Genomic DNA, 22187 nt, shown 5'->3' on the forward strand with positions numbered 1-22187 from the left:
GGCACCGGCAGAGCGGCGGCTTCGGCAGCCACGCCGACGAGCCGAGTGCCGCCGAATCGTGGTGGGGGCGGGGTGCCCGGACCGGGCGCCCCGCCCCTGGCGTTGTCGGGGCCGGCGGACCGCGTCCGGCGGTCGATCCCCGGCGCCCGGCGGGATTGTCAGAGCCCTCCCGCACAATGGGACGCGGTAGGGCGAAGTGCGACGGAAGGGCGGTGCCCCATGCCCGTGTGGGACGACCTGGTGGGCCAGGAGAAGGTGAGCGCGCAGCTCGCCGGTGCCGCCCGTGACGCCGACGCGCTAGTGACGGCGATCGCCACGGACACCGCGCCCCCCGAGGCGACGAAGATGACGCACGCCTGGCTGTTCACGGGCCCGCCCGGCTCGGGCCGTTCCACGGCCGCGCGGGCGTTCGCCGCCGCGCTCCAGTGCGTGAGCCCCGACCGGGCCCTCGGCGGAGTCCCCGGCTGCGGGTTCTGCGACGGCTGTCATACGAGCCTGGTGGGCACGCACGCCGACGTGCAGATCGTCCGCACCGACCTGCTCTCCATCGGCGTGAAGGAGACACGCGACCTGGTCCGCCGCGCCCAGATGTCCCCGGCGACGGGCCGCTGGCAGGTCATCGTCCTGGAAGACGCCGACCGCCTCACGGAGGGCGCGGGCAACGTCATCCTGAAAGCGGTCGAGGAGCCGGCGCCCCGCACGGTCTGGCTTCTGTGCGCCCCCTCCATCGAGGACGTCCTGCCCACCATCCGCTCCCGCTGCCGCCTCCTCACCCTGCGCACCCCGCCGGTGGACGCGGTCGCCGACATCCTCGTACGCCGCGACGGCATCGAGCCGGCGGTCGCCGCAGCCGTCGCCCGCGCCACCCAGGGCCACATCGGCCGGGCCCGCCGGCTGGCCACGGACGAGAGGGCCCGCGCGCGCCGCGCCGCCGTCCTCAAGCTCCCGCTGCGCATCGACGACATCGGCGGCTGCCTCAGAGCGGCCCAGGAGCTGATCGACACAGCGGCGGAGGACGCCAAGCAGCTCGCCGAAGAGGTCGACGTGAAGGAGACCGACGACCTGAAGACGGCCCTCGGCGCGAGCCAGGGCGGTCGGATGCCGCGCGGCACAGCGGGCGTCATGAAGGACCTGGAGGACAGGCAGAAGCGCCGGAGAACGCGCACGCAGCGCGACAGCCTCGACCTCGCCCTGATCGACCTCACCGGGTTCTACCGCGACGTGCTCGCCCTGCAGCTGGGGTCCGGCGTGGCCATCGCCAACGCCGAGGTGCAGGACAGCCTGGAGCGCATAGCGCGCGGCAGCTCCCCGGAGGCCACGCTCCGCCGTATCGACGCCATCGCCGCGTGCCGCGAGGCCCTCGACCGCAACGTGGCCCCGCTGCTCGCGGTGGAGGCGATGACGGTGACGCTCAGAGCGGGTTGACGGCTGCCCCGGCTTCGAGGGGGATTTGGGCAGCACCGCAAGGACGAACCCGTTGACCCGGTCACTCGTACGTGCCGGATTCGCCACCGATGGTGACCAAGTGGTTGCGCAAGGTTACGCTCGCGGGATGCACATCAGGCGCTCCCTGCGGCCGTCGTGGTCTCTCCGGCCCGCCCGGGCCCTCCGTCCCCAGTCACCCCGCCGTGTCCGGACGGCGGGACTGCCGCGTCCTCCGCGCGCAGTCGGCATGCTGCTCGCCGCCGCGGCACTCCTGGTGTCCGCCTGCTCCCCGGGCAGTTCGACGACGGCATCCACGGTGTCGACGGCGGATGCCGCCCTGGCCGCGCTGCCCCGGGCCACGCCGTCGGCGCTCTCCCCGTACTACGAGCAGAAGCTGACCTGGCGCCCGTGCGGTGTCCCCGGCTTCGAGTGCGCCACGATGAAGGCACCGCTCGACTACGCGAAGCCGGCGTCGGGCACCGTCAAGCTGGCCGTGGCCCGCAAGAAGGCCACGGGCCCGGGCAAGCGCATCGGCTCGCTGCTGGTCAACCCGGGCGGACCGGGCGGTTCGGCCATCGGCTACCTGCAGTCGTACGCGGGCATCGGCTACCCGGCCGAGGTCCGGGCGCGCTACGACATGGTGGCGGTCGACCCGCGGGGCGTGGCACGCAGCGAACCCGTCGAATGCCTCACCGGCCCCCGCATGGACGCGTACACGCGGACGGACGTCACCCCGGACGACGAGAAGGAGAAGGGAGAACTGGTCGCCGCCCACAAGGAGTTCACCGAGGGCTGCGGCCGGGACTCGCCCCGTCTGCTGCGGCATGTGTCGACGGTCGAGGCGGCCCGCGACATGGACGTGCTGCGCGCCGTGCTCGGCGATTCGAAGCTGCACTACGTGGGAGCCTCGTACGGGACGTTCCTGGGGGCGACGTACGCGGGGCTGTACCCGGGCCGGGTGGGCAGGCTGGTGCTGGACGGCGCGATGGACCCCTCGCTGTCCGCCCGCAGGCTGAACGAGGACCAGACGGCGGGCTTCGAGACGGCGTTCCAGGCTTTCGCGAAGGACTGCGTGGGACAGAGTGACTGCCCGCTCGGCGGAGCGGGCACGAGCGCGGCCGAGGCGGGCAGGAACCTGCGGGCGTTCTTCGACGGGCTCGACAGGGCACCCGTCCCGGTGGGCGACGCGGACGGCCGGAAGCTCGGAGAGGCGCTGGCCACCACGGGCGTGATCGCGGCGATGTACGACGAGACGGCCTGGCCGCAGCTGCGCGAGGCGCTCACGTCGGCGATGAAGGACAAGGACGGGGCGGGTCTGCTCGTCCTCGCGGACAGCTATTACGAGCGCGATGAGAACGGCAAGTACACGAACCTGATGTTCGCCAACGCGGCGGTGAACTGCGTGGACCTGCCGGCGGCCTTCTCGGGCCCCGACGAGGTGGAGAAGGCGCTCCCGGCCTTCGAGAAGGCGTCCCCGGTGTTCGGTGAGGGCCTGGCCTGGACCTCCTTGAACTGCGCGTACTGGCCGGTCCGGCCCACCGGGGAGCCGCACCGCATCGAGGCGAAGGGCGCCGCCCCGATCCTCGTGGTCGGCACGACCCGCGACCCGGCCACCCCCTACGCCTGGGCCGAGGCCCTCGCCGACCAGCTCGCGTCCGGGACGCTGCTCACCTACGACGGCGACGGCCATACCGCGTACGGCCGCGGCAGCGCCTGCATCGACTCCGCGATCAACCGCTACCTCCTCCAGGGCGCCGCCCCCGGCAAGGGGAAGCGCTGCTCGTGACCCCGCCGCACGCCCCGGTGTCCCGGGCCCCGGGGCGTGTGCGGAGCACCCTGCGAAACTGTGTAGACTTACCGACGTTGCTGATCGCACCATGGTGCGGACAGCGCGCCGCCTTAGCTCAGATGGCCAGAGCAACGCACTCGTAATGCGTAGGTCTCGGGTTCGAATCCCGAAGGCGGCTCTGCGAAGCCTCAGGACTCACTCGCCGTGACCTGGGGCTTCTGCTTTTACCGGATACGGCGGCGCCGCCGCGCGCGGGCCGCGCGACGGTCCCCAGTCTCAGCTCCAGTCTCAATCGCGGACTCGGACCGTAGCGCCGGGGCGGGCAGGAAAACGTCTCCCATCCGGCGCATGGCGTCCTTGGAGAGGTGCGAGCGGCCCCTGACGTAGCGGCGCGGCTGACTGATCTGGGTGTGCCGCAGGATCTCCTGATGGTGGGCATGCCCCCGCCCAGCTCGTTCAGGATCGTGCCGACCGTATGGCGGCTCCCGTCGCAGAGGCGACGGTCGGCGATGCCCGCCTCCGCAAGGAGCTCCTCGAACACCTCCCAGTCGTCGCCTGGGTCGATGGGGCGTCCGTCGGGTCGGGTGAGTACGGCTTGGTGCTCCTGCCGGAGTTCGCCGGCCGCCTCGCGCAGTTCGTCCTGCTGCGCCTGGTGCGCGAGCGGGTAGGGGATGAACGCGGGCGGGAGCGGCACGGTATTCGTGCTCTTCTCGGTCCTGGGCCGGGTGAAGACCAGACCGCCGCCCTTGCGCTCGGGGCAGATGCCCGCGTGCCGCTGGAGCTGCCACCGGGGGTGGAACAGCCCCGCTTCAAGGTCGGCGTACGGCCGGCGGAGTCCCAAAGTTTCGCCCTGCCGGAACCCCGTCCGAGCGGAGGCCTGAGAGAGTGACGATCCGTCAATTTCCGGCAAACGGGACTCTTTTGGCAGTGCGGCTCGCTCAAGGTTCATTGCGATGGCCGTGATTGTGCTCATGCCTTTATCGCACGTCAGGAACCGTTCCCGTCCGGTAGGTTTTGGCATGCTCACCCGGCCGGTTGACCTCCGGCGACGGGTGGCACTCAGGGGGTAGGGGACCAACACTCGGACTTCGTCTGGCCCGTGCGGCCGAGGCGTTCTCTGACGTGCCCGGCGGCAGCAGTGCAAGTGTGGCCCGCAGTGCCGACGACCTGCCCCCTGCCGTGTGGCACATCGACCCCCTGGAGAAACGTTCATGCGCAAGTTGCTTGCCGCCTCCCCTCTCGTCACCACTGTCGTAGCGGCTGTGCTCTCCTTGGGCGTCGCTGCGCCCGCGCAGGCGGCGAACGGGTGGAATGCGACCGTGCAGTGCACCAAGTGGCGCATCTCGGACAGCTCCGGCCATGGGTATTTCAACGGGCACGGCTGGGCCAGGACGCAGCCGGACGCCTGGAAGGCGGCCATCAAGGACGCCAACGACCAGATGCCCCAGGGCTACCGTGCGAAGCACTGCACCAAGAAGACGATCGTGAGGGGCTGATGCAATGAGGACGCGCAGCCTGAGCTTCGGCCTGTACGCCGACGAGCAGGGGCTGGCATGGGCCAGACAGCTTGTCGAGGAGGCCGTGGGTTCCCACAGCGCCCAGATCGTCAGGGAGACCGTCGCGCACACGGTCTTCGGGAGCGAACTGACGACTGCCGACGTGTATGAATTTCTGGCGGAACAGTGGGCCTGTGAGCATCCTGGCCAGAGCAGCGGTGCGCGACAGCCGGTTGAGCTGTGCGTCTATTTGGTGTGCTCCTTGAGGACATGGCGGGCAATCCGTAAGGCCGTGATCAAGGCTTTGTGCCCGGAGGGCATGGCGCCTCACATCTGTCGTGTTCCATGGATCGCTTCCTAGCTGGTTCTCTTGCGCGCCAATTCGGCGGCAGAACCTCAGTGGCTGAACCGCCGCACATCACACGAAAGTCCGGCTGCTTTTCCCGGAAAGAGTCGGTACGGTTAATTCCGAAAGGTCCTGTCTGCGCTGTCAGGAGCTTGACGGAAGGCATGGTTCAGGTCTCATGAAAATGAATGAATCATGCCTGTGGTGCACCCTAGGATCAACATGCCAGTCGTATCGCAAATGAAAGAGTCAATCATGAATATGAGAAACGGGCTCAAGGTCGCTGCTGCGGCCGGTGCCATAATTGTCGCCGCTGCCGCTCCTGCGCTGGCCGTCACGGAAGACGCCGGCGGCGGTAGGTGGAGCCATGCCGTGGGTGGTGATTACGTGTACTCGAACTACTACCACAAGGACAATTATCACGCGTCGTCCGTCGAAGGAAGGTACTGGGCGAAGAGCGGCTGCACCAAGGAAAAGGTCTGGTCCAAGGCCTCGGCGGAGAAGGCTTACACGGTCAGCAAGGCGTACTACGACCCCGCGTGCTGACACCTGGCGTGCACGGCTCTGAATCCTGAGTCGCCGCCCCTGGCTGCGGGGCATTTACTTCCGCCCCGCAGCCAGGTTTTTCCAGTCAATTCTTATGAGATGCGCGCTCCCGAGTGCCCGAACCTAGGTAACCGATGCTCCACCGAGGTATCAAGTTCGTCCATGCCGCCGTGTTGGCCTTCTCGGCGATGATGTCCTTTCTGTTCGTGCGGGGGCTGGACGAGCAGTTGGTGCTGGGTAGTTCGGCTCAGGTCTGGGTGTCCGAATCCGACGATTCGGCGAGTGGAGCTCAGGTTGCCCGTGCGATCGCCGCGTTCTCGGATGACCACGGGGTCGCAGTGGCTCGCGAGCTGCCCGACGTGAAGAATCCCGACGGCCTCCGGCACCTGTATCTGGCGTCGGGGAACCCGAACTCCGATGCGGCGTCATGGCTGAACGACGGCTACCCGGCGTTCAGCAGGCATGTCACTACTGACGTGCACCCGATCGTCGAGATCGGACAGCGTGACCCACGGGGCTTCTACTACGTCTTCGGATCGCCCAGGGCCGCGGATGCGCTGGTGGCTGAGCTCGCCGATCTCGGCCTGCGCGCAAGCGTGCAGCACCCCCTCGCGTACAGCGAGCTGGCCCTTCTCTTCTCGGGTGACGATCTGCTCTGGTCCTTCTGGGTGGTCGCTCTCGCCGCGGTGACGATGACTGGCGCAGGTGTGCTGCTGAGCGCGAAGACCTATGGGGTACTACGCCTGCAGGGCAAGTCCTTCATGGGCCTGCTTGCTCGTGATCTCAAGCAGCTGGCGATGTTCTGGTCCCTGGCAGCCGGCACTGTGGCGGCTGCTGTACTGGTCTTCCTCGGCCTCTACAACGGTCTCGCTTGGCTCGGCCTGTTCGCTCTGGTGGCCGCGTGCCTCGCCGGCATGCTCGTCCTGTTGGTGCTGGCAGCCCATGCCGCCGCGCTCGGCCTCACCTTCAAGGTCGAGGTACTGCGAGCCCTCAAGGGCGAGCTGCCTGCCAGGGCGGCGTTTGTCTCTGCGTACCTGGTGCGCGTTCCCGCGGTGCTGCTCGCCCTTGGCTTCGCCATGGACGTCACCCTGGCGAGCCAGCACGTGATGGTGCGTCAGGACAACCAGGACACCTACGCCACAGCGGGTGATGCCGTCACCATCCGCCTCAACGGGAGCTGGGGGGGCGATTCGAGGACGGTGGTCACGCACGTGGGCCGGTGGCTGCGCCAGGCCGACGCGGCAGGCGAGATCATTGTTGCCGGGCGCAAGGATCTTCAGAACGTCTCCTCGAACACCCGCCTGCCACAGGGCGAGATGCTCATCGTCAACGAGACCTTCCTCGGCAAACAGTCGGTCCTTGACCTGAAGGGACGGCGGTACTCCCCCCTGCCGCGCAACCGAGGAGCCGATTCGGTGCGGCTGGTCATCCCCGAATCTCTTGTCCGCCACGCATCGGACATCAGGGCAACGATCCCTGACGTATTCGGCAGACTGGAACCGGATGTCCGTCGGCGTCTCAAGGTGGAGACACTCCAGGCGAAGGGCGGGCAGCGTGTCTTCGGCTACAACTCCGGCGATCGAAGCCCCAATGGCGCCTACACTCCGGACGATGACCGGTCTCTGGTGCGCGACCCGGTCCTTGTCGTGGTCCCTAATGGTTCGAATTTCCTCACCAATGATGCCTACACCACGTTCGCCACTCAGGACGGGATTGTCTTTCCTGATCCCGGCGACGTCCTAAAACCCCTTGCGGCAAACGAGCACGGACTGCAGACCTATGTAGCAGCAGTAAATCCAGTGGGCCAGAACGCGGCATTGAGGCTGAGGGAAGCCGTCAACGACTTCCGGCTACTGCTCTTCAACCTCATCGCAGCCGTGGCCGTGCTCCTCATCACCGGGGTCGGCGTCTGTATGATCCACTCGCGCAAGCATGCCCAGGCCGTTTTCGCACAGCACATCAGCGGCTGGAGATTCATTGCAACCCACCGCTTCATCCTCGCTGTAGAGGGGCTCCTTGCGGCATTTCTTGCCTGGTGGGTGCCTATCCAGGTGTGGCAGCAGAACCGGGACCTCGAGGAGCTCACCTCCCAGGGAATCCCTGCTCCCTTCCCGCCCGTCCAGATCACCGCACTGGACCTCGGCGCTATCGCCGGCCTCGTCACCGTTGAATTCTGCGCTGTTCTCCTCGCTCTTGCCATGTTCCATCGGCGCATCGTCAAGGAGGGGGCGGCCGATACGTGAGCCCCGAACAAACGGATTTCCTCCACTCAGCAGGAGCAGAGTCGTGATCGACGTTGTCAATCTGACGAAGACATTTGGCACCCGGACCGTGTGGTCCGATGTCACCACCACCGTGAACCGCGGCGAGATGCTCGCCCTCGTCGGCCCCAGCGGATCGGGAAAATCCACCCTCCTCAACTGCATCGGCCTCCTCGACAAGCCGAACGCGGGAGAGATCCGTTATGAAGGAAACGACATGATCAGGTGGGGGCGACGCGAGATCCGACGGTTCCGCCGCGACGTTCTCGGCTACCTCTTCCAGAACTACGCCCTGATCGAAAACGCCACCGTTGCCGTCAATCTTGAGGTCGCTCTCAAGCCGCAGCGGACCCTGCTGCGGGACAGAACCAGCGTGACGATCGCCGAAGCCCTCGACCGCGTCGGCCTGGCAGGGCGGGAGGAAGAGAAGATCCATCACCTCAGCGGCGGAGAGCAGCAGCGTGTGTCGCTCGCCCGACTCATGGTCAAGCAACCGGCCCTGGTACTCGCCGACGAGCCAACCGGCGCCCTCGACCATGCCAATGCCACAGCAGTCATCGACATTCTCCGTGAGATGACCGATGCCGGATGCGCCGTTGTCATCGCCACCCATGATGACCGCGTCCGCGACCGATGCGACGCCGTCTTCGCCGTCCATGAGAAGTCTCTCGCCGCTTGAGCACAGCCTCGTCGCGGACGCTCAGGGGCGACCAGACAAGCCTCATCACCCGAAAAGTGCCTCTGACCGGCGCGGGAACGAGGATGCCCGTGATCCTCATTCCTGCCCGACCGAGGAACTTTCCTCGCGCACGGCCGGCGCTGGACGGTGCTCCTCACGCAAGCCCGAGGCCAACTCCGGTCCGCACCGCCACTCCAAGGACCCGAACGCCTGCATGACTTGCCACATAACCGTTCTCCGGCACCGGTTGCCCGTCTGGCTGATCCCACTGCTGTGGACCCTCGCCCTCGGCCTGTGGGGGCTGTCCCGCCAGCACAGCGTGTGGCGGGACGAGGCCGCGACCTGGCAGGTGGCCCAACGGTCCGGCGCCGACATCTGGCACATGCTCGGGCAGGTCGATGCCGTGCACGGGCTCTACTACCTGCTGATGCACGGACTGTTCACATGCTTCGGGCCCAGTACCACGACCCTACGCCTGCCCTCCGTGCTGGCCATGGCGGTCGCGGCGGCCTGTGTGACGATCATCGGCCACCGGCTGGTCGGGGTATGGGCGGGCCTGGGGGGAGGACTGGCGTTCGGGCTGATGCCGGCCGTGCAGTTCTACCTCCAGGAGGGGCGTCCGTACGCCCTGGTCGCGGCGGGGGCCGGCATCTCGACACTGCTGCTGGTGACCGTGTTGCAGGGACGTGGCCGGACGGTGCACTGGGCGGCATACGGAGGAACGGTTCTGGCGTGCGCGCTGCTGAACTGGCTGTCGCTGCTGCTCCTGCCCGCACACCTGGCGACCCTGATCTGGACGAAGGCCGGGCGCAGGATGTGGACATCCTGGGTGATGGCCGCGATGGCCGCCGTGGCGGCCGCACTGCCGTTGATCCTTTTCAGCCGGACCCAGTCCGATCAGGTGTCCTGGATCCCGCCGCTGACAGGGCACATGCTGATCGGCCCGGCAGTCCTGCTGGCCATCGGCACTCTCGGGGCCCTGCTCGATCGGCCGCGAGCGGGCCGACTGTCGCTGGCGGCCGTCGCTCTGCCGTTGCTGGCGGTGCCACAGCTCGGCCTGATCGGCCTCTCCTTGATCCAGCCACTTTTCCTGGACCGCTACGTGCTGTTCAGCATGGTGGGTCTGGCCCTGCTGATCGGCGCGGCGCTGGGTACGGTGGTGCGGGCGACCGGACCGGGGTTCCCGAAGGCGTCGCGGTGGCTCGTCCCGACGGTGGTCGTCGCGGCCGGGGTGGGGCTGTTGCCGCAGTCGCTGGCCAAGCGGTCCCCGTCGAGCCGGGTGGACGACGTCCTGGCGGTGGCAGCGGATGTGCGGCAGTTGAAAAGGGCCGGGGACGCGGTGCTCTTCATACCGGCCGCCCGGCGCGACACCGCACTGGTCTCCCCCGACGCCTTCACCGGCCTGCGGGACATCGCGCTGGTGAGGAGCCCCGAGGAGTCCGGGACGCTGAAGGGTGAGGAGGCCGGCCCGCACCGGATACGGACCGCGATGCTGGCGCACCAGCGCATACTGCTGGTCACTGACGCGTCCAAGGTTGCCCGGACGGTGTCGGCGGAGCGGGACAAGGCGAAGACCGCCGTGCTGAAGAAGTCCTTCACGGTGGTGGCGGACGAGCAGGTCCGTGGTCGGCGGGTGACGGTGTACGAGCGGCGCGGGTAGGAAGCCAGACGCGTAATCCGTGTCCAGGAATCCGAGTCAGGTCCCGGGATCGACACGGCCGCCGTCCCGTCGAGTACGCCGCACCGTCGGCCTCATCGACATCGAGCAGGTTCCGCCCGTCGGCGCCGGCGAGGGATGGCGTGACGACTGGGGCGGTGACGATCTCGGCCAACTCTCGTGCTCCGACTGTCTGCTTGCCCTGGGCCTGGCCCATTCGGCGCGTACGCCACGGGCCGCGCCCCCATCGTCGGGTCGGCGATCCACAGCCGGTTCGGCGCCGGTGCGGTGAAGGTCAGTCCGCGGCGGAAAGGCTTCACGCGTCGCGATCCCAAGGCCATGCTCGCCCCCGGACCTGGTCAACCGGGACACCTGGGGCTTCTGCTGTTGTGTGGGATCGGCGGCCGCCCGGGGTCACGGGTGTTGTCCCGTCGGGCCGTCCGCGTAGTCCTCGGCCAGGTTGCCGATGAGTGCCAGGAGCGCGTCGGCCCGGGGGCGGTCCTCCGGCTGGGTCCGCAGGGCCCGGTGGACCTCGCGGAGGCGGGCCAGGGCGGAGGGCTCGCGGTCCTGCACCGCCTCGAGGAGCGGCTCGGAGACCAGGTCCATGCAGGCGCTGAGCAGCCGACGGGTGGCCGGGGACGGCGGGGCGGTCTCGGGCGTGCTGTGGACGCCGGTCAGATGGCGCGCGGGGTCGGTGAGACTCCAGCCGGCGACCGTGCCGTGCTGGACCAGGAGCGCCAGGTCCGGGGCGATCCCGACGCGGGCGTCCAGCGGCGCGTCGAGGACGTCGGAGTCGCGCAGACAGGTCAGCACCGCGTCCCCCGGCACGCGGCACAGCACCGTGCACATCTCCAGCCGGACGTCCTTCACCTCCTCCGCGCGGAGGCCGCCCGGGCGCAGCGGGGGCAGGGCGGGGACGCGCGCGGTGGTCTCGGCGTAGGACGAGACGTACGGCAGAAGGAACTCGGCCGCCACCAGCTCCCGGCTGTCCGGGTCGAACCGGAGCACGTCCGGGGTGTCCCACAGCCAGTCCTGGCTGCCGAAGGTGGCCGCCAGGAACCGCTCGCGTTCCTCGCCGCTCGTGTAGGGCGCGAGGTCCACGGAGTTGCCCGTGAAGCGGGGGGAGACGGCGAGCGGGGCGTCGGTCACGCTGTGCCAGTCGTCGCCGATGGTCAGTCTCATGGTCGGTGCCGCCTCGTTTGATCTGCTCCGCCTTAGCCATGTACATGTAGCCGTCCTGGACGGAATCCTGCCCTTCGCCACGTCGGCGTGGGTGATCGGCCCGCCGGGGTGCGTGCGCGCGCAGGCCGCCCAGCGCCTGCGCTCCGGAGTCGCCCTTGTGACGGACCGTAGGCCGTGATCACCTTGCCGCCTCCGGCGCCGCCTCTCCTCCTTCGTGTACTCGGGCATGAGGCCCAGCGGGTCGGACCCGCCGAAGGGGTTGTCCACGTAGGCGACCGGGTTCGGCGCGGGAGCGAGGCCGAGGGGGATGCGCGTCGTCCGCGGCCGTCTCCCGCTGATCGGGACCGCGTCAGGCGGGCGAACGGGCGGTAGGAACGCGGACATGGGCCGTACGGCGGGGGAACGGGCGGCAGGAGCGCGGACATGGGCCGTACGGCGGGGGAAGGGGCGGTGAACGGCTAGCATCGCGGGCAGTCGTCGGCCGGGATGAGGTGGGTGTCGTGGTGGCAGAGCCGCGGATCGCTGTTGCCGTGGTGACCATGGGGAACCGGCCCGCCGAGGTCGACGCGCTGCTGGCGTCCGTCGCCAAGCAGGACGTCGCGCCCGCGCGGATCGTGATCGTCGGGAACGGCTGCCCCCTGCCCGACTTCGCCGAGCGGCTCGGACTGCCCGGCGAGGTCACCCCGATCGAGGTGGACGAGAACCTCGGGTGTCCGGGCGGGCGCAACGTGGCGCTCAGCAGGCTGCGGGAGTTCGGGGACGTCGATGTCGTCGTCGAGTTGGACGACGACGGGTTCCTCGTCGACGCCGACGTGCTGCGCAAGGTGCGCGACCTGTTCGCCGGTGACCCGCGGCTCGGCATCGTCGGGTTCCGCATCGCCGACGAGCACGGGGAGACCCAGCGGCGGCACGTGCCCCGTGTCGGCGCCCGCGATCCCATGCGGGGCGGACCCGTGACCGGCTTCCTCGGCGGCGGGCACGCCTTCTCCATGCGCATGCTCGACGAGATCGGGGACTGGCCGGCCGAGTTCTTCTTCGCCCACGAGGAGACCGACGTCGCCTGGCGCGCCGTCGACGCCGGGTGGACCGTCCTGTACGAACCCGGACTGCTCCTCCAGCACCCGAAGACCTCGCCCGCGCGGCACGCCATCTACTACCGCGTCACCGCCCGCAACCGCGTCTGGCTCGTCCGGCGGCGGCTTCCCCTTCCGCTCATCCCCGTCCACTTGGGCATCTGGGTGCTCCTCACGCTCGCCCGGACGCGGTCCGTGGGCGGGTTGCGTGCCTGGTTCGGCGGGTTCGTCGAGGGGTTCCGGGCGTCGGGCGGGGAGCGGCGGCCCATGCGTTGGCGTACGGTCTGGCGGCTCACGCGGCTGGGACGGCCGCCCGTCATCTGACCGTCGTCGTGACGGGCCCGTCCCCATTCGGCTTCGGCGGGCCCGATCAGCTGAGGCTGTCGAAGGTTCTGGCGCGGGCGCGGGCGCGTCACTTCGCGTCCGCGTAGCACTCCACCACCGCCGTGGTGAACGGGAAGCGGACCGGGGTCTCCCCGAACGTGAGCCTGCCCGCCAGTTCCGCCGCTTCGCGGATCGCGGTGACCACCGTGTCGGCCTCCTCGGCGGGACAGTGCACGATCACCTCGTCGTGCTGGAAGAAGACGAGCTCGGCCGCCAGGCCGGCGCACGTGCGGCGGAGGGCGGCGAGCACCAGCAGGGCCCAGTCGGCGGCGCTGCCCTGGACGACGAAGTTGCGCGCGAACCGGCCGCGGGCGCGGGAGTCGCTGGACGCGTAACCCGGGACCCAGGCCTGGTCGGTGGTGCTCCTGGCGGTGTCGGCGGGGTCCGCCGGGTCGTCCTGCGGGATGCCGGCCTCCTCCGCGGAGTCCTCGCCGGATCCGGCGGCCGGGGGACACGTCCGCCCCAGCCAGGTACGCACCAGGCGCCCCTCCTCGCCCGCCCGCGCCGCGTCGTCGACGTACGCGACGGCCTTGGGGAAGCGGCGGCGCAGCAGGGCGAGGTTCTTCAGGCCGTCACCGGACGTCTGTCCGTACACCGCGCCCAGTACGGCGAGTTTGGCCTGGGCGCGGTCGCCGGCGAAGGCGCGGTCGGACACCGACTGGTACAGGTCGCTCTCGCGGCCCGCGACCTCCATCAGGCCGGGGTCGCGGGAGATCGCCGCCAGCACGCGCGGTTCCATCTGGTCGGCGTCGGCCACGACGAGCCGCCACCCCGGGTCGGCGACGACCGCGCGGCGGATCACCTTGGGGATCTGCAGGGCACCGCCGCCGTTGGTCACCCAGCGGCCGGTGACCGTGCCGCCCGGCAGGTACTCGGGCCGGAAGCGGCCGTCCCTGACCCAGTCCTGGAGCCAGGACCAGCCGTGGGCGACCCAGATGCGGTACAGCTTCTTGTACTCGAGGAGCGGCTTCACCGCCGGGTGGTCGAGGGACTCGATCTCCCACCGTCGGGTGGATCTGACCTTGATCCCGGCCTGGGCGAAGGCCTTGACGACGTCCGCCGGCAGATCGGGGCGGACCCGGCGGCCGAACGCGGCCGACACCTCGTCCGCGAGCTCGGCCAGGCGGCGGGGCTCGCCGCCGCCCGCGTACCGCTCGCCGAGCAGTTCGTGCAGTACCTCGCGGTGGACGTCCGCGCTCCACGGGAGCCCCGCCCCGTTCATCTCGGCGGCCACCAGCATCCCCGCCGACTCGGCGGCGGTCAGCAGCCGCATCCGCTCCGGGTGCTCCGCCGCGTCGTGGCGCCGCTGCTGGTCCGCGTAGACCTCCAGGAGGTCCCCAAGGGGTACGTGCGCACGACGCGGTTCGAAGAGGGACGACTGCGCGCCCGGCTCGGCGGAGCGCTGCGGAGGGTCCCGTGGCACGGGGCCGCCGCGCAGCCGGGCCAGTGCGGCGGCCGCCGACCGGGGTTCACCGAGGCGACCCTCGTGGCCGAGCAGCAGGGTCTCGGCGGCCTCGATGTCGTAGCACCGCTCGACTCGCACCCCCGTGGCGAGCAGACGCGGGTACACCTCGGCCGTCGACCGCCACACCCAGCGGACCACGTCCGGCCGTGCGCGCACGGCCTCGACGAGGTCCGCCTCCCGGCGGACCGGGCCCGCGGGCAGCCCGTCCCGGCCGAGGCCGACGACTTCGACGCCGCCGTCCTCGGCCGGCGCGAGAGCCCACCGGTCCGTCATGTCTGCGAGTGTCGCAGGGGGGTCTGACATCGGCATTCCGCGCGGAACGCGCGGCGCTCATACCCCGGCGCTCGTCCCCAGCCCCCTTGCCGACGCCCCGTTGCCGACACCCCACTACCGACGCCCCGCTACCTCCGCCCCACCACCATCGCCCCGGCCGCCGACACCCCCACCGCGACCACCAGGCACGCCCCCGCGCACCCGCCCAGCAGGTCCCACGGGACCGCGACCACCACCGGTGCCGACAGGCGGCCCAGGGCAGCGGCCAGTCCGGTGAGGGTCACGGCGGTGACGGCCAGGCCGAGGACGGCGCCCACGGCGATTCCCAGCGCCGACTCACCCGCCACCACCCGCAGCACCTGCGCCCGGGTGGCTCCCGCAAGCCGCGTGAGCGCAGCTCGGGGCCTCGGGCACAGGTCGCCATCAGCAGGGTGCCGGCGAGTGAGATGCCCGCGTACACGAGGGCGATACCGAGCACGACGAGCAGTCCGAGCCGGGTCTGCGGGCTGGTGCGCGGATGGGCGGCGGCCAGCCAGGCCGCCGTGGTGCGCACCTGTCCGCCGCAGCCGGACGCCCGCAGGGCAGCCACGACCGCCGCCGGATCCGCGCCGCGATCGACCCGCACATCGAGCCGGTCGACGGCGGCCCGCGGAGCGTTCGCCCTGGTCACGTAGGCGCCGTTGTTCCCCGTGCCCCGCGCGAGCACCGCGGCGACACGCAGCCGGGCCGGCCGCCCGTCGCCGAGCCACACCCGGACCACGGAACCCACTTCGTGCCGCTCCCACTCCTCGTTCACGACGATGGAGCGGTCGTCGAGATCGCGTACGTCCCCCGCCACCACCGGCGGCCGCGCGACGGACGCGAAGGCGCGCACGTCCGTCACCGCCCGCGCGTCCGACCGGATCAGCGAGGTGCCCTCCTCCCGTACGAACACCGCCGTTGACGCGGTGCCCGACACCGTCGCCCCCGCGACCCGGACCGGGGTCAAGTCGTCGCCGGTCACGACGAATCGGGCACTCGTCCCCCGGCCGGCCTCCCGCGCCTTCGCCGCCGTGACGGTCTGTGCCGATCCGAGCAGGCAGCCCGCCAGCGCGACGGTCACCAGGACCGGAGCGGCCACGGCCGACGTCCGCCGCAGGGAGGCGCGCGCGTTCTCGCGGATCAGCAGGCCGCACGCGCCGGGCAGCCGGGCCAGACCCGCGAGCGGGCGGACCAGCACGGGTGCCAGCGCGGCCACCGCGGTGACCAGGATCATCGGCTGGGTCGTGTACGTCTTGCGCTTCAGCAGCTCGGCCGGGCCGGAGCCGAGCTTCCAGGCCAGCAGGCCGAGTCCGCACGCCAGCAGGGCGAGGCCGAGCACCCGCCGCGGCCACGGCAGTGCCCCCGGGTCCACCGCCGCCTCGCGCAACGCCTCCAGGGGAGAGGTCAGGCCCGCCCGGCGGGAGGCGGCCCACGCACCGGTGACGGCCACCAACAGCCCGGTGCAGCATGCGACTTCGTACGGCCAGTACGTCGTCCCCCGCAGCGCGAACCACGGCGGCGCCATCCCGCCCTCCACCAGCGCCCGCACCAGCCGCGGTGCCCCCCACGCCCCCAGCGCGCACCCCGCCGCCGAGGCCGCGACGCCGACCGCGAGCGCCTCGCCGAGCAGCAGCCGGTGCACCCTTCCCGGTGTCGCCCCGGCCAGCCGCAGCAGCCCGAACTCCCGCCGCCGCAGCGCCGCGACGAGGGCGAACGTGGACGCCGTCACGAAGACCGAGACGAACACCGTGACCCCGGCGGCCGTCCCGAGCAGCGCGTTGACCGCGACGAGTGCCTCGGTGTCCCGTGCCGTCGCGGGATCGGCCAGTCGGCGGTCGTCACCCGTCAGTACCCGCACCCGGCCGGACCCGGCCCCGGCTGAGGCCCCGTCCGGCGACGCGGCCTCGCGAACGACCGCGCGCACGGCGGCGGCGGGCGCGTCGACGCCCACCGCGTCCCGGGCCGCGCCGTCGGTCAGGACGGTCCCCAACGCGCGCAGGCGGCGCAGCAGTTCGCCGTCCACAGGGTGTGGATGCGCCAGCCTCCTCGACACGGACGCGGTGCCCGGTCCGCGCCGCACCTCCACCGTGAGCGTGTCCTGCCCCATGACCACGACGGGTGACCCGGCGAAGCGCTCCGGCTCGCGTGCCGGGGCGTCCAGCGTCGCGGCCAGACCGAGGCACATCGCCGCCATCACCCCGACCCCGAGCGCCACGGCGACGAAGGAACCGAACAGCGACACCCCGCGCACGCGCAGGGACGACCAGGTCAGCACGGTGCACCCGACGGTGCGGTCGCCGCGCCGCGTACGCCTTCCAGCCGCGCCAGACGCGCGGCGACGTCGCCCGCCGAGGGCGCCGACAGCTCGCCGCTCACCCGGCCGTCGACCAGGAACACCACCCGGTCGGCGTACGAGGCGGCCACCGGGTCGTGGGTGACCAGCACGGTCGTCTGTCCCTCACGGTCCACCAACTCCCGCAGGAGCAGCATGACCTGGCGGCCGGTCGTGGTGTCCAGGGCGCCCGTCGGCTCGTCACCGAAGAGGACGTCGGGGCGGGTGATCAGCGCCCGCGCGAGGGCCACCCGCTGCTGCTGGCCGCCCGACAGCTGCGACGGACGGTGCCCGGCCCGCTCCGCCAGCCCCACCCGGTCCAGCGCCTCGCGCACCGCACTCCGCGACGGGCGGCGCCCGGCCAGCCGGAGCGGCAGCGCCACGTTCTGCGCGGCGGTCAGGGACGGCAGCAGATTGAAGGACTGGAACACGAACCCGATCCGCTCCCGCCGCAGCAGTGTCCGCCGCCGTTCGCTCAGCGCCGCCAGCTCCACCCCGGCCACGGTCACCGTCCCGGAGGTCGGCCGGTCCAGGCCCGCCGCGCAGTGCAGCAGGGTCGACTTGCCCGACCCCGACGGCCCCATCACGGCGGTGAAGGTCCCGGCGGCGAAGTCGAGGTCCACCCCGTCCAGGGCGGTGACGGCGCCGTAGCGGCGGCGCAGGGATCGGATACGTACGGCTGTGGTGGTCATGCCTCCCAGCGAACCGTCCGCCGGGCCCGCGCACACGACCACCAGCGGGCGTCCCCGGGGTGGGGCCGGGCCTACCCCAGGCCAGGACCGTCCTCGCAGGCCAGGGCGGGCCCCTCCCGCCGGCCGTGGCACGATCGGTGCATGACCAGCAGTACGCCCGGCACCGTGGAGCGCGCCTTCGAGGCCCTCTACGCCGACACCGACGCCGCCCTCGACACCGGGGCCTCGCTGCTCGCGGCCGACCCCGCCTGTGATGCCGAACTCACCCGGCGGGGCGAGGAGTTCGTCGCCGCCGCCTGGCGTCGCGGCTGGCAGCCCGCGGACGTCGTACGCATGGTGCGCCGCCGGCTGGACGACGTGCACGTGCGCCTGGTGGCGGAGCTGATCGTGGCGCAGTCGAAGCGGCGGGAGGAGGCCGGCCGGGGACCGCGGTGGGAGGCACAGCTCGACGACCTCGCGGACGAGGCGCGTGCCCCGCGCACCGACCGCTTCTCCTGCGCGACCGCCGTGCTGGAGCTGTACCGGCTGCTGCTGAGGCTTCCGTCCATCGAGCCGCTCGACGCACCGAGGGAGGGCGCCCCCAGGGACGCCGGGCGGGCCTCACAGGACTCCCGCATGCTTGGTCGGATCCGCGCGCTGCTCGCGAAGGCGGAGGCGACCGGGTTCCCGGAGGAGGCGGAGGCTCTGAGCGCCAAGGCGCAGGAGCTGATGGCGCGGCACAGCATCGACGAGGCGCTGCTCGCCGCCCGTACGCACGCCAAGGACGCGCCGGGCGCCTGCCGGATCGGGATCGAGGCGCCGTACGAGACGGCCAAGGCGGTGCTGCTGGACGCGGTGGCCCGGGCGAACCGCTGCCGCGCGGTGTGGAACGACGACCTCGGCTTCTCCACCGTCGTCGGTTTCGAGGCCGACCTGGAAGCGGTCGAGCTGCTCCACACCTCCCTGCTCGTGCAGGCCACGACAGCCATGACCAGGGCGGAGGCGGCCCAGCGGGCGGGGGGACGCAAGCGCACGAAGACCTTCCGGCAGTCCTTCCTCGCCGCGTACGCGCACCGGATCGGCGACCGGCTCGCGGCGGCCGCCGAGGGGCAGGTGGCCGACTCGGCGGGGGAGCTGCTGCCGGTCCTCGCGGCCCGCGACGTCGCGGTCGCGGACCGTGTGGACGACATGTTCCCGCGTACGGTCACCACCCGTCTGCGCGGCGTCACCGACGCCGCCGGCTGGCACGAGGGGTCCGCCGCGGCGGACGAGGCCCAGGTCAGGGCCCGGCCTCGGCTGGGGTGAGCCGGACCGAGGGCCGACCGGGGCCGGCCGCGTCAGGAGTGAACCGGCCCTCGTCGGGACCCGGTCCCGCCACCGCGGTGGCCGACCGGAACGACGTCGGCACCGCCGCGCCCGGTCCGGACGGCCCCGGGCCCGGACTCAGTCGCCCGCCGTCTGGAACGGGCTGACCGAGGTGTCCGGCTCGCTCTTGCCGCGGAGGGCGACCGGCCCGTACTCCCACGGGAAGGACTTCGCGGCCGTCGCGCCCGGCAGACCGATCTTGACGGTCTTCACGTCGGCACTCTTCGCGGAGTCGCCCTCCGGCCCCCGTACGTACGTGATCGTGAAGGTCGCGGCCTCGTCCGCCTTCAGCTTCACCTTCACCGGGTTCGCTCCCTCCTGCGGGGCGACGGTCCAGGAGTCGGAGCCGTTGTGCAGGCCGACCTCCGGGAAGCCCCGCACGGAGCAGTCGCCGGAGCCCTGGTTGGTGACGGTGACCGGGATGTTGCCGGTGTCCCCCGCGGCGGGGGCGGCGTTGCCGGGGCCGACCTCCACACGAACCTGGTCGGCGGTGCAGGCGCCGGAGGCCGCGGAGGGCTTGGTGTCGGCGTCGTCGGTGCCGCTGTCGTCGCAGGCGGTCAGCGTGAGTGCCGCCGCGAGAACGGTGACGGCGATCGGAAGGGCGCGCATGGGTTCCCCTTGAAGTCGTGACGGTGCACATGGATCATCACGCAACCCGCTCCACGTCCGCTTCGCGCCCCCGCCGTTACGAGGGTCCGTTCGGCGTCCGTGTCGCGGCCTGTCACGCCGTTCTCCCGGGAACGGCGACGGGCCGCGGCACCCCGAGGAGTGCCGCGAACCCGCGACCGTGACCGGCCCCGCGACCGTGACCGGCCCCGCGACCGTGACCGGCCCCGCGACCAGGACCGGCCCGTCGTCTGCCGTCTGTCCGGAAGCCTCCCCGTGCCCGCCGTCCGGCGAAGCTCAGGAGCCGCTCGCCGTCGGCAGAGCGGTGGGCAGCTTTGCGCCCTCGGCCTTGCGGTAGGTCTCCTGGAGGCCGCCCTCCCACTTGACCTTCATGGTCGTGGAGCCGACGGACTCGACCATGCCGTCGGAGCGGTCGGCGGAGCCGTCCGGGCACTTCAGGTGGATCATCCGCATGCCAGCCTCCTTGCCCGCTGTGCCGGTGCACATGGTGCCGCCGGTGGCGAACAGCCCGGCCTCCTTGCCGTGCACGACCAGGGCCACCGCCTTGCCGTCCGTCGTGGCCAGCCAGCTGCCCTCCAGCTTCCCCGCGGAGGAGGTACTCCCGGAGCCCCCGGTGTCCCCGTCCGCACCGGTGGTCGAGGACGGACTCGCGGAGGTGGCGGAGTCCTTCTTGGAACCGCCGTCGCCGTCACTGCTGCAGGCGGTCAGCACGAGTGCGGCCGCCAGTCCCGCGGCCGCGGCCGCGCTCCGTACCCGCTGGCGCGAGAAGGTCGCCGAAGTCACTGGAAGTCCCCCATGGGTGGGCGGATGATCAAGATGATCACTGAGGTCGCCGGAACGACCGCAGCAAGCTACCAGGAGGACGTGCGGACCCCGGGGAGAAGACCGGCGTGCGCTTGCTCACGCGGGTCGACCCGAAAGAGCCCGGAGGCGCGCGGACAGCAGCGGGGGCGCTCGTCCACGGTTCGGCCCGCGGGTGGTCGTACCGCGCGGATCACCCGCCGGGCTCCGAAAACTTTCGGCCGGAGGCCTTGCCCCGGTGCCCCTGACCTCCGTCCCGGGGCCGAACGCCGACATCTGCGGCGTGGCCGACGTGCACGTTCTCGCACGGGTGAGCGGCCGACGCCGTGCGTCGAGCGGGCCGGGTCCGGTCCCCGCCGGTCCCGCGGACCGGACCTTCACGCGGACAGTGGAACAGGAACGACGCGGCACGCGTCTCTTCCTAGTGCACGAGGGATTCGACCCGGACGACCCCGCGCGGACGACGGCGTGGAAGATCACGGGCGGGGGCCGGCGGTCGCGGGTGCCGCGTCCTTCGGGCGGGAGCTGGACCGGCTGTAGTCGGCGGGACAGCGCGCAGTAGTCAAGAACCGGTAAAAGCTGTAACCGGGGGAACACCCCGCGTGCACGTGCATCTGCCCATGCATCTGCACATGAACAGAGCTATGATCCGGAACAGTTGACCACTGCATCAATGGCCACATCAGCCAATGCACCACTCGGGGAGCGACCTGTGGACCACGACGTGTGCGACGTGGACGACGTGTACAACGGCATGGCGGCCACGGCGCTGCATGGGGTGAACTGGCAGAAGAGCAGGCACAGCAACTCGCAGGGCTCCTGCGTGGAGTTCGCGCGGCTGCCCGGCGGTGAGGTGGCGGTGCGCAACTCGCGCTTTCCCGAGGGGCCCGCGCTCGTCTACACGCGCGCCGAGATCGAGGCCATGCTGCTGGGCGTCAAGGACGGCGAGTTCGATCACCTGGTAGCGGGCGCCTGAAGGTCATGCCCGCACGGCCGGCCTGAAGCCGCCTGCCACCCCGAGCCCATCCACCCGTACAACTTTCCGTGACGGTTGAGTCACGTATGGTGACGCGCGTAGAACCGCGGCGCCGAAAAGCGCCGCGGTCCCTCACTCCGTCGTGGCCCCGGCGGGTGGCAGCCGGAACAGCGCCCACACGACCTTGCCGCTGAGTCTGCCCGCGAGCGGATGCCAGCCCCAGCCGTCGGCGAACGAGTCGACCAGGAACAGGCCGCGTCCCGATTCCGCCGAGTCGTCCGAGTCGCGCGCGGCGGGACTCTCGCTGCTGGGGTCGCGCACGGCGCACACCAGACGCGTGGTCCACCGCATCAGATGCAGCCGCACGGGCGGATCCTGCTCGCCGGCGCGCGGCGTCTCCGCGGGCAGCGCGTGCCGCAACGCGTTGGTGACCAGTTCGGAGACCACCAGACAGACGTCGTCGAAGCGGTCGCCGATGTCCCACTGGTCGAGCGTCCTGCGGGTGAACTGCCGTGCCTCGCGCACCGCTTCGTAGCGGGCGGGCAGAGCGCACGAGGCGGCGTCGGACACGGCCGTGGGGTCGAGCGGCGGAAGCCCCTGCCGTAACGGCTCGAGCATGGTCGATCCATTCGTCCCCATGCGAGGCACTCCCGGGGTTCGCGGTCGTGGCGATGCAGCGGTGGCGCGGGAGCCATGGTTCCGAAAGCGTTCAGCAGATGCAAGGGCAGATGCACGTGCACGCGCGCGAATTAGTACGATCCGTACGACTTTCTGGGTAATTCTTCTCCTCTCTTATTCGCTCTTGTCTGTCCTTCGCT

17 protein-coding genes, 1 tRNA gene and 3 pseudogenes are annotated in these 22187 nt (G+C 71.1%); 12 read left to right on the forward strand and 9 right to left on the reverse strand.

Features of this window, described 5'->3' with window-relative positions:
* Positions 1-219: 219 nt before the first annotated feature.
* From ACFYP4_RS14930 to ACFYP4_RS14940, 3 genes are all read left to right on the forward strand, one after another.
* A complete protein-coding gene (locus ACFYP4_RS14930; protein WP_358855119.1) occupies positions 220-1425 on the forward strand; it encodes a DNA polymerase III subunit delta' in 1206 nt (401 codons plus the stop codon).
* Positions 1426-1672: 247 nt separating this feature from the next.
* A complete protein-coding gene (locus ACFYP4_RS14935; RefSeq protein ID WP_388785599.1) occupies positions 1673-3211 on the forward strand; it encodes an alpha/beta hydrolase in 1539 nt (512 codons plus the stop codon).
* Positions 3212-3318: 107 nt separating this feature from the next.
* Positions 3319-3392 (forward strand) — tRNA-Thr (locus ACFYP4_RS14940).
* 46 nt (positions 3393-3438) lie between these two features.
* Here the strand turns inward: ACFYP4_RS14940 and ACFYP4_RS14945 are convergent.
* Positions 3439-4076: pseudogene (locus ACFYP4_RS14945) on the reverse strand (tyrosine-type recombinase/integrase); the annotation flags it as partial.
* Between the two features lie 349 nt (positions 4077-4425).
* Between ACFYP4_RS14945 and ACFYP4_RS14950 the strand changes: the two are divergent.
* From ACFYP4_RS14950 to ACFYP4_RS14975, 6 genes are all read left to right on the forward strand, one after another.
* Positions 4426-4710 carry a hypothetical protein gene (locus ACFYP4_RS14950; RefSeq protein ID WP_358855117.1) on the forward strand — a complete coding sequence of 95 codons (285 nt, stop codon included), beginning with the start codon at positions 4426-4428 and terminating at the stop codon, positions 4708-4710.
* A gap of 4 nt (positions 4711-4714) precedes the next feature.
* Entirely contained in the window at positions 4715-5071 is a 357-nt protein-coding gene (locus ACFYP4_RS14955; RefSeq protein WP_358855116.1) for a hypothetical protein, read from the forward strand.
* Between the two features lie 246 nt (positions 5072-5317).
* On the forward strand, positions 5318-5602 hold the full coding sequence (locus ACFYP4_RS14960) for a lactococcin 972 family bacteriocin (protein WP_388785707.1): 285 nt from the start codon (positions 5318-5320) through the stop codon (positions 5600-5602).
* A gap of 170 nt (positions 5603-5772) precedes the next feature.
* Positions 5773-7845, forward strand: coding sequence for a hypothetical protein (locus ACFYP4_RS14965; protein ID WP_388785602.1), 2073 nt, complete (start codon positions 5773-5775; stop codon positions 7843-7845).
* A 43-nt stretch (positions 7846-7888) separates the two neighbouring features.
* Entirely contained in the window at positions 7889-8542 is a 654-nt protein-coding gene (locus ACFYP4_RS14970; protein WP_358855113.1) for an ATP-binding cassette domain-containing protein, read from the forward strand.
* Between the two features lie 214 nt (positions 8543-8756).
* The gene (locus ACFYP4_RS14975) at positions 8757-10202 is read left to right on the forward strand and encodes a glycosyltransferase family 39 protein (protein WP_358855112.1); all 1446 of its coding nucleotides are present in this window, start codon (positions 8757-8759) and stop codon (positions 10200-10202) included.
* Between the two features lie 411 nt (positions 10203-10613).
* On the opposite strand, the gene ACFYP4_RS14980 is transcribed toward ACFYP4_RS14975, so the two are convergent.
* The gene (locus ACFYP4_RS14980) at positions 10614-11381 is read right to left on the reverse strand and encodes a hypothetical protein (RefSeq protein ID WP_388785605.1); all 768 of its coding nucleotides are present in this window, start codon (positions 11379-11381) and stop codon (positions 10614-10616) included.
* A gap of 503 nt (positions 11382-11884) precedes the next feature.
* On the opposite strand from ACFYP4_RS14980, the gene ACFYP4_RS14985 reads away from it, so the two are divergent.
* Positions 11885-12778 (forward strand): glycosyltransferase family 2 protein, encoded by an 894-nt coding sequence (locus ACFYP4_RS14985; RefSeq protein WP_388785709.1) that lies wholly within the window; start codon positions 11885-11887, stop codon positions 12776-12778.
* An 88-nt stretch (positions 12779-12866) separates the two neighbouring features.
* Here ACFYP4_RS14985 and ACFYP4_RS14990 read toward each other — a convergent pair whose 3' ends face one another.
* The 3 genes and pseudogenes from ACFYP4_RS14990 to ACFYP4_RS15000 form a co-directional block, all read right to left on the reverse strand.
* Positions 12867-14576 carry a bifunctional 3'-5' exonuclease/DNA polymerase gene (locus tag ACFYP4_RS14990; protein WP_388785607.1) on the reverse strand — a complete coding sequence of 570 codons (1710 nt, stop codon included), beginning with the start codon at positions 14574-14576 and terminating at the stop codon, positions 12867-12869.
* A gap of 128 nt (positions 14577-14704) precedes the next feature.
* Positions 14705-16872 (reverse strand): annotated as a pseudogene (locus ACFYP4_RS14995) (FtsX-like permease family protein).
* A complete protein-coding gene (locus ACFYP4_RS15000; protein WP_358855108.1) occupies positions 16866-17621 on the reverse strand; it encodes an ABC transporter ATP-binding protein in 756 nt (251 codons plus the stop codon). The pseudogene ACFYP4_RS14995 and the gene ACFYP4_RS15000 overlap by 7 nt, the downstream one beginning before the upstream one ends.
* A 141-nt stretch (positions 17622-17762) precedes the next feature.
* On the opposite strand from ACFYP4_RS15000, the gene ACFYP4_RS15005 reads away from it, so the two are divergent.
* Complete coding sequence (locus ACFYP4_RS15005) at positions 17763-18905, forward strand: DUF2786 domain-containing protein (RefSeq protein ID WP_388785609.1); 1143 nt, start codon at positions 17763-17765, stop codon at positions 18903-18905.
* A gap of 138 nt (positions 18906-19043) precedes the next feature.
* On the opposite strand, the gene ACFYP4_RS15010 is transcribed toward ACFYP4_RS15005, so the two are convergent.
* The 3 genes and pseudogenes from ACFYP4_RS15010 to ACFYP4_RS15020 form a co-directional block, all read right to left on the reverse strand.
* Positions 19044-19574, reverse strand: coding sequence for a DUF4232 domain-containing protein (locus tag ACFYP4_RS15010; RefSeq protein WP_358854716.1), 531 nt, complete (start codon positions 19572-19574; stop codon positions 19044-19046).
* Positions 19575-19868: 294 nt separating this feature from the next.
* Positions 19869-20375, reverse strand: coding sequence for a hypothetical protein (locus ACFYP4_RS15015; RefSeq protein ID WP_358854717.1), 507 nt, complete (start codon positions 20373-20375; stop codon positions 19869-19871).
* A 68-nt stretch (positions 20376-20443) separates the two neighbouring features.
* Positions 20444-20554, reverse strand: a pseudogene (locus ACFYP4_RS15020) (30S ribosomal protein S14); the annotation flags it as partial.
* Between the two features lie 551 nt (positions 20555-21105).
* Between ACFYP4_RS15020 and ACFYP4_RS15025 the strand changes: the two are divergent.
* Positions 21106-21369, forward strand: coding sequence for a DUF397 domain-containing protein (locus tag ACFYP4_RS15025; protein ID WP_358854718.1), 264 nt, complete (start codon positions 21106-21108; stop codon positions 21367-21369).
* 132 nt (positions 21370-21501) lie between these two features.
* On the opposite strand, the gene ACFYP4_RS15030 is transcribed toward ACFYP4_RS15025, so the two are convergent.
* Positions 21502-21987, reverse strand: coding sequence for an ATP-binding protein (locus ACFYP4_RS15030; protein ID WP_358854719.1), 486 nt, complete (start codon positions 21985-21987; stop codon positions 21502-21504).
* Between the last annotated feature and the right edge of the window lie 200 nt (positions 21988-22187).

The organism is Streptomyces sp. NPDC005551, from assembly GCF_042871785.1.
Taxonomy (GTDB): domain Bacteria; phylum Actinomycetota; class Actinomycetes; order Streptomycetales; family Streptomycetaceae; genus Streptomyces.

Excerpts from the sequence above, each read along its gene's own strand:
- ACFYP4_RS14930 (WP_358855119.1), top strand. The coding sequence starts at position 220 with ATGCCCGTGTGGGACGACCTGGTGGGCCAGGAGAAGGTGAGCGCGCAG.
- ACFYP4_RS14935 (WP_388785599.1), top strand. The coding sequence starts at position 1,673 with ATGCTGCTCGCCGCCGCGGCACTCCTGGTGTCCGCCTGCTCCCCGGGC.
- ACFYP4_RS14950 (WP_358855117.1), top strand. The coding sequence starts at position 4,426 with ATGCGCAAGTTGCTTGCCGCCTCCCCTCTCGTCACCACTGTCGTAGCG.
- ACFYP4_RS14955 (WP_358855116.1), top strand. The coding sequence starts at position 4,715 with ATGAGGACGCGCAGCCTGAGCTTCGGCCTGTACGCCGACGAGCAGGGG.
- ACFYP4_RS14960 (WP_388785707.1), top strand. The coding sequence starts at position 5,318 with ATGAGAAACGGGCTCAAGGTCGCTGCTGCGGCCGGTGCCATAATTGTC.
- ACFYP4_RS14975 (WP_358855112.1), top strand. The coding sequence starts at position 8,757 with ATGACTTGCCACATAACCGTTCTCCGGCACCGGTTGCCCGTCTGGCTG.
- ACFYP4_RS14980 (WP_388785605.1), bottom strand. The coding sequence starts at position 11,381 with ATGAGACTGACCATCGGCGACGACTGGCACAGCGTGACCGACGCCCCG.
- ACFYP4_RS14990 (WP_388785607.1), bottom strand. The coding sequence starts at position 14,576 with ATGACGGACCGGTGGGCTCTCGCGCCGGCCGAGGACGGCGGCGTCGAA.
- ACFYP4_RS15000 (WP_358855108.1), bottom strand. The coding sequence starts at position 17,621 with ATGACCACCACAGCCGTACGTATCCGATCCCTGCGCCGCCGCTACGGC.
- ACFYP4_RS15005 (WP_388785609.1), top strand. The coding sequence starts at position 17,763 with ATGACCAGCAGTACGCCCGGCACCGTGGAGCGCGCCTTCGAGGCCCTC.
- ACFYP4_RS15010 (WP_358854716.1), bottom strand. The coding sequence starts at position 19,574 with ATGCGCGCCCTTCCGATCGCCGTCACCGTTCTCGCGGCGGCACTCACG.
- ACFYP4_RS15030 (WP_358854719.1), bottom strand. The coding sequence starts at position 21,987 with ATGCTCGAGCCGTTACGGCAGGGGCTTCCGCCGCTCGACCCCACGGCC.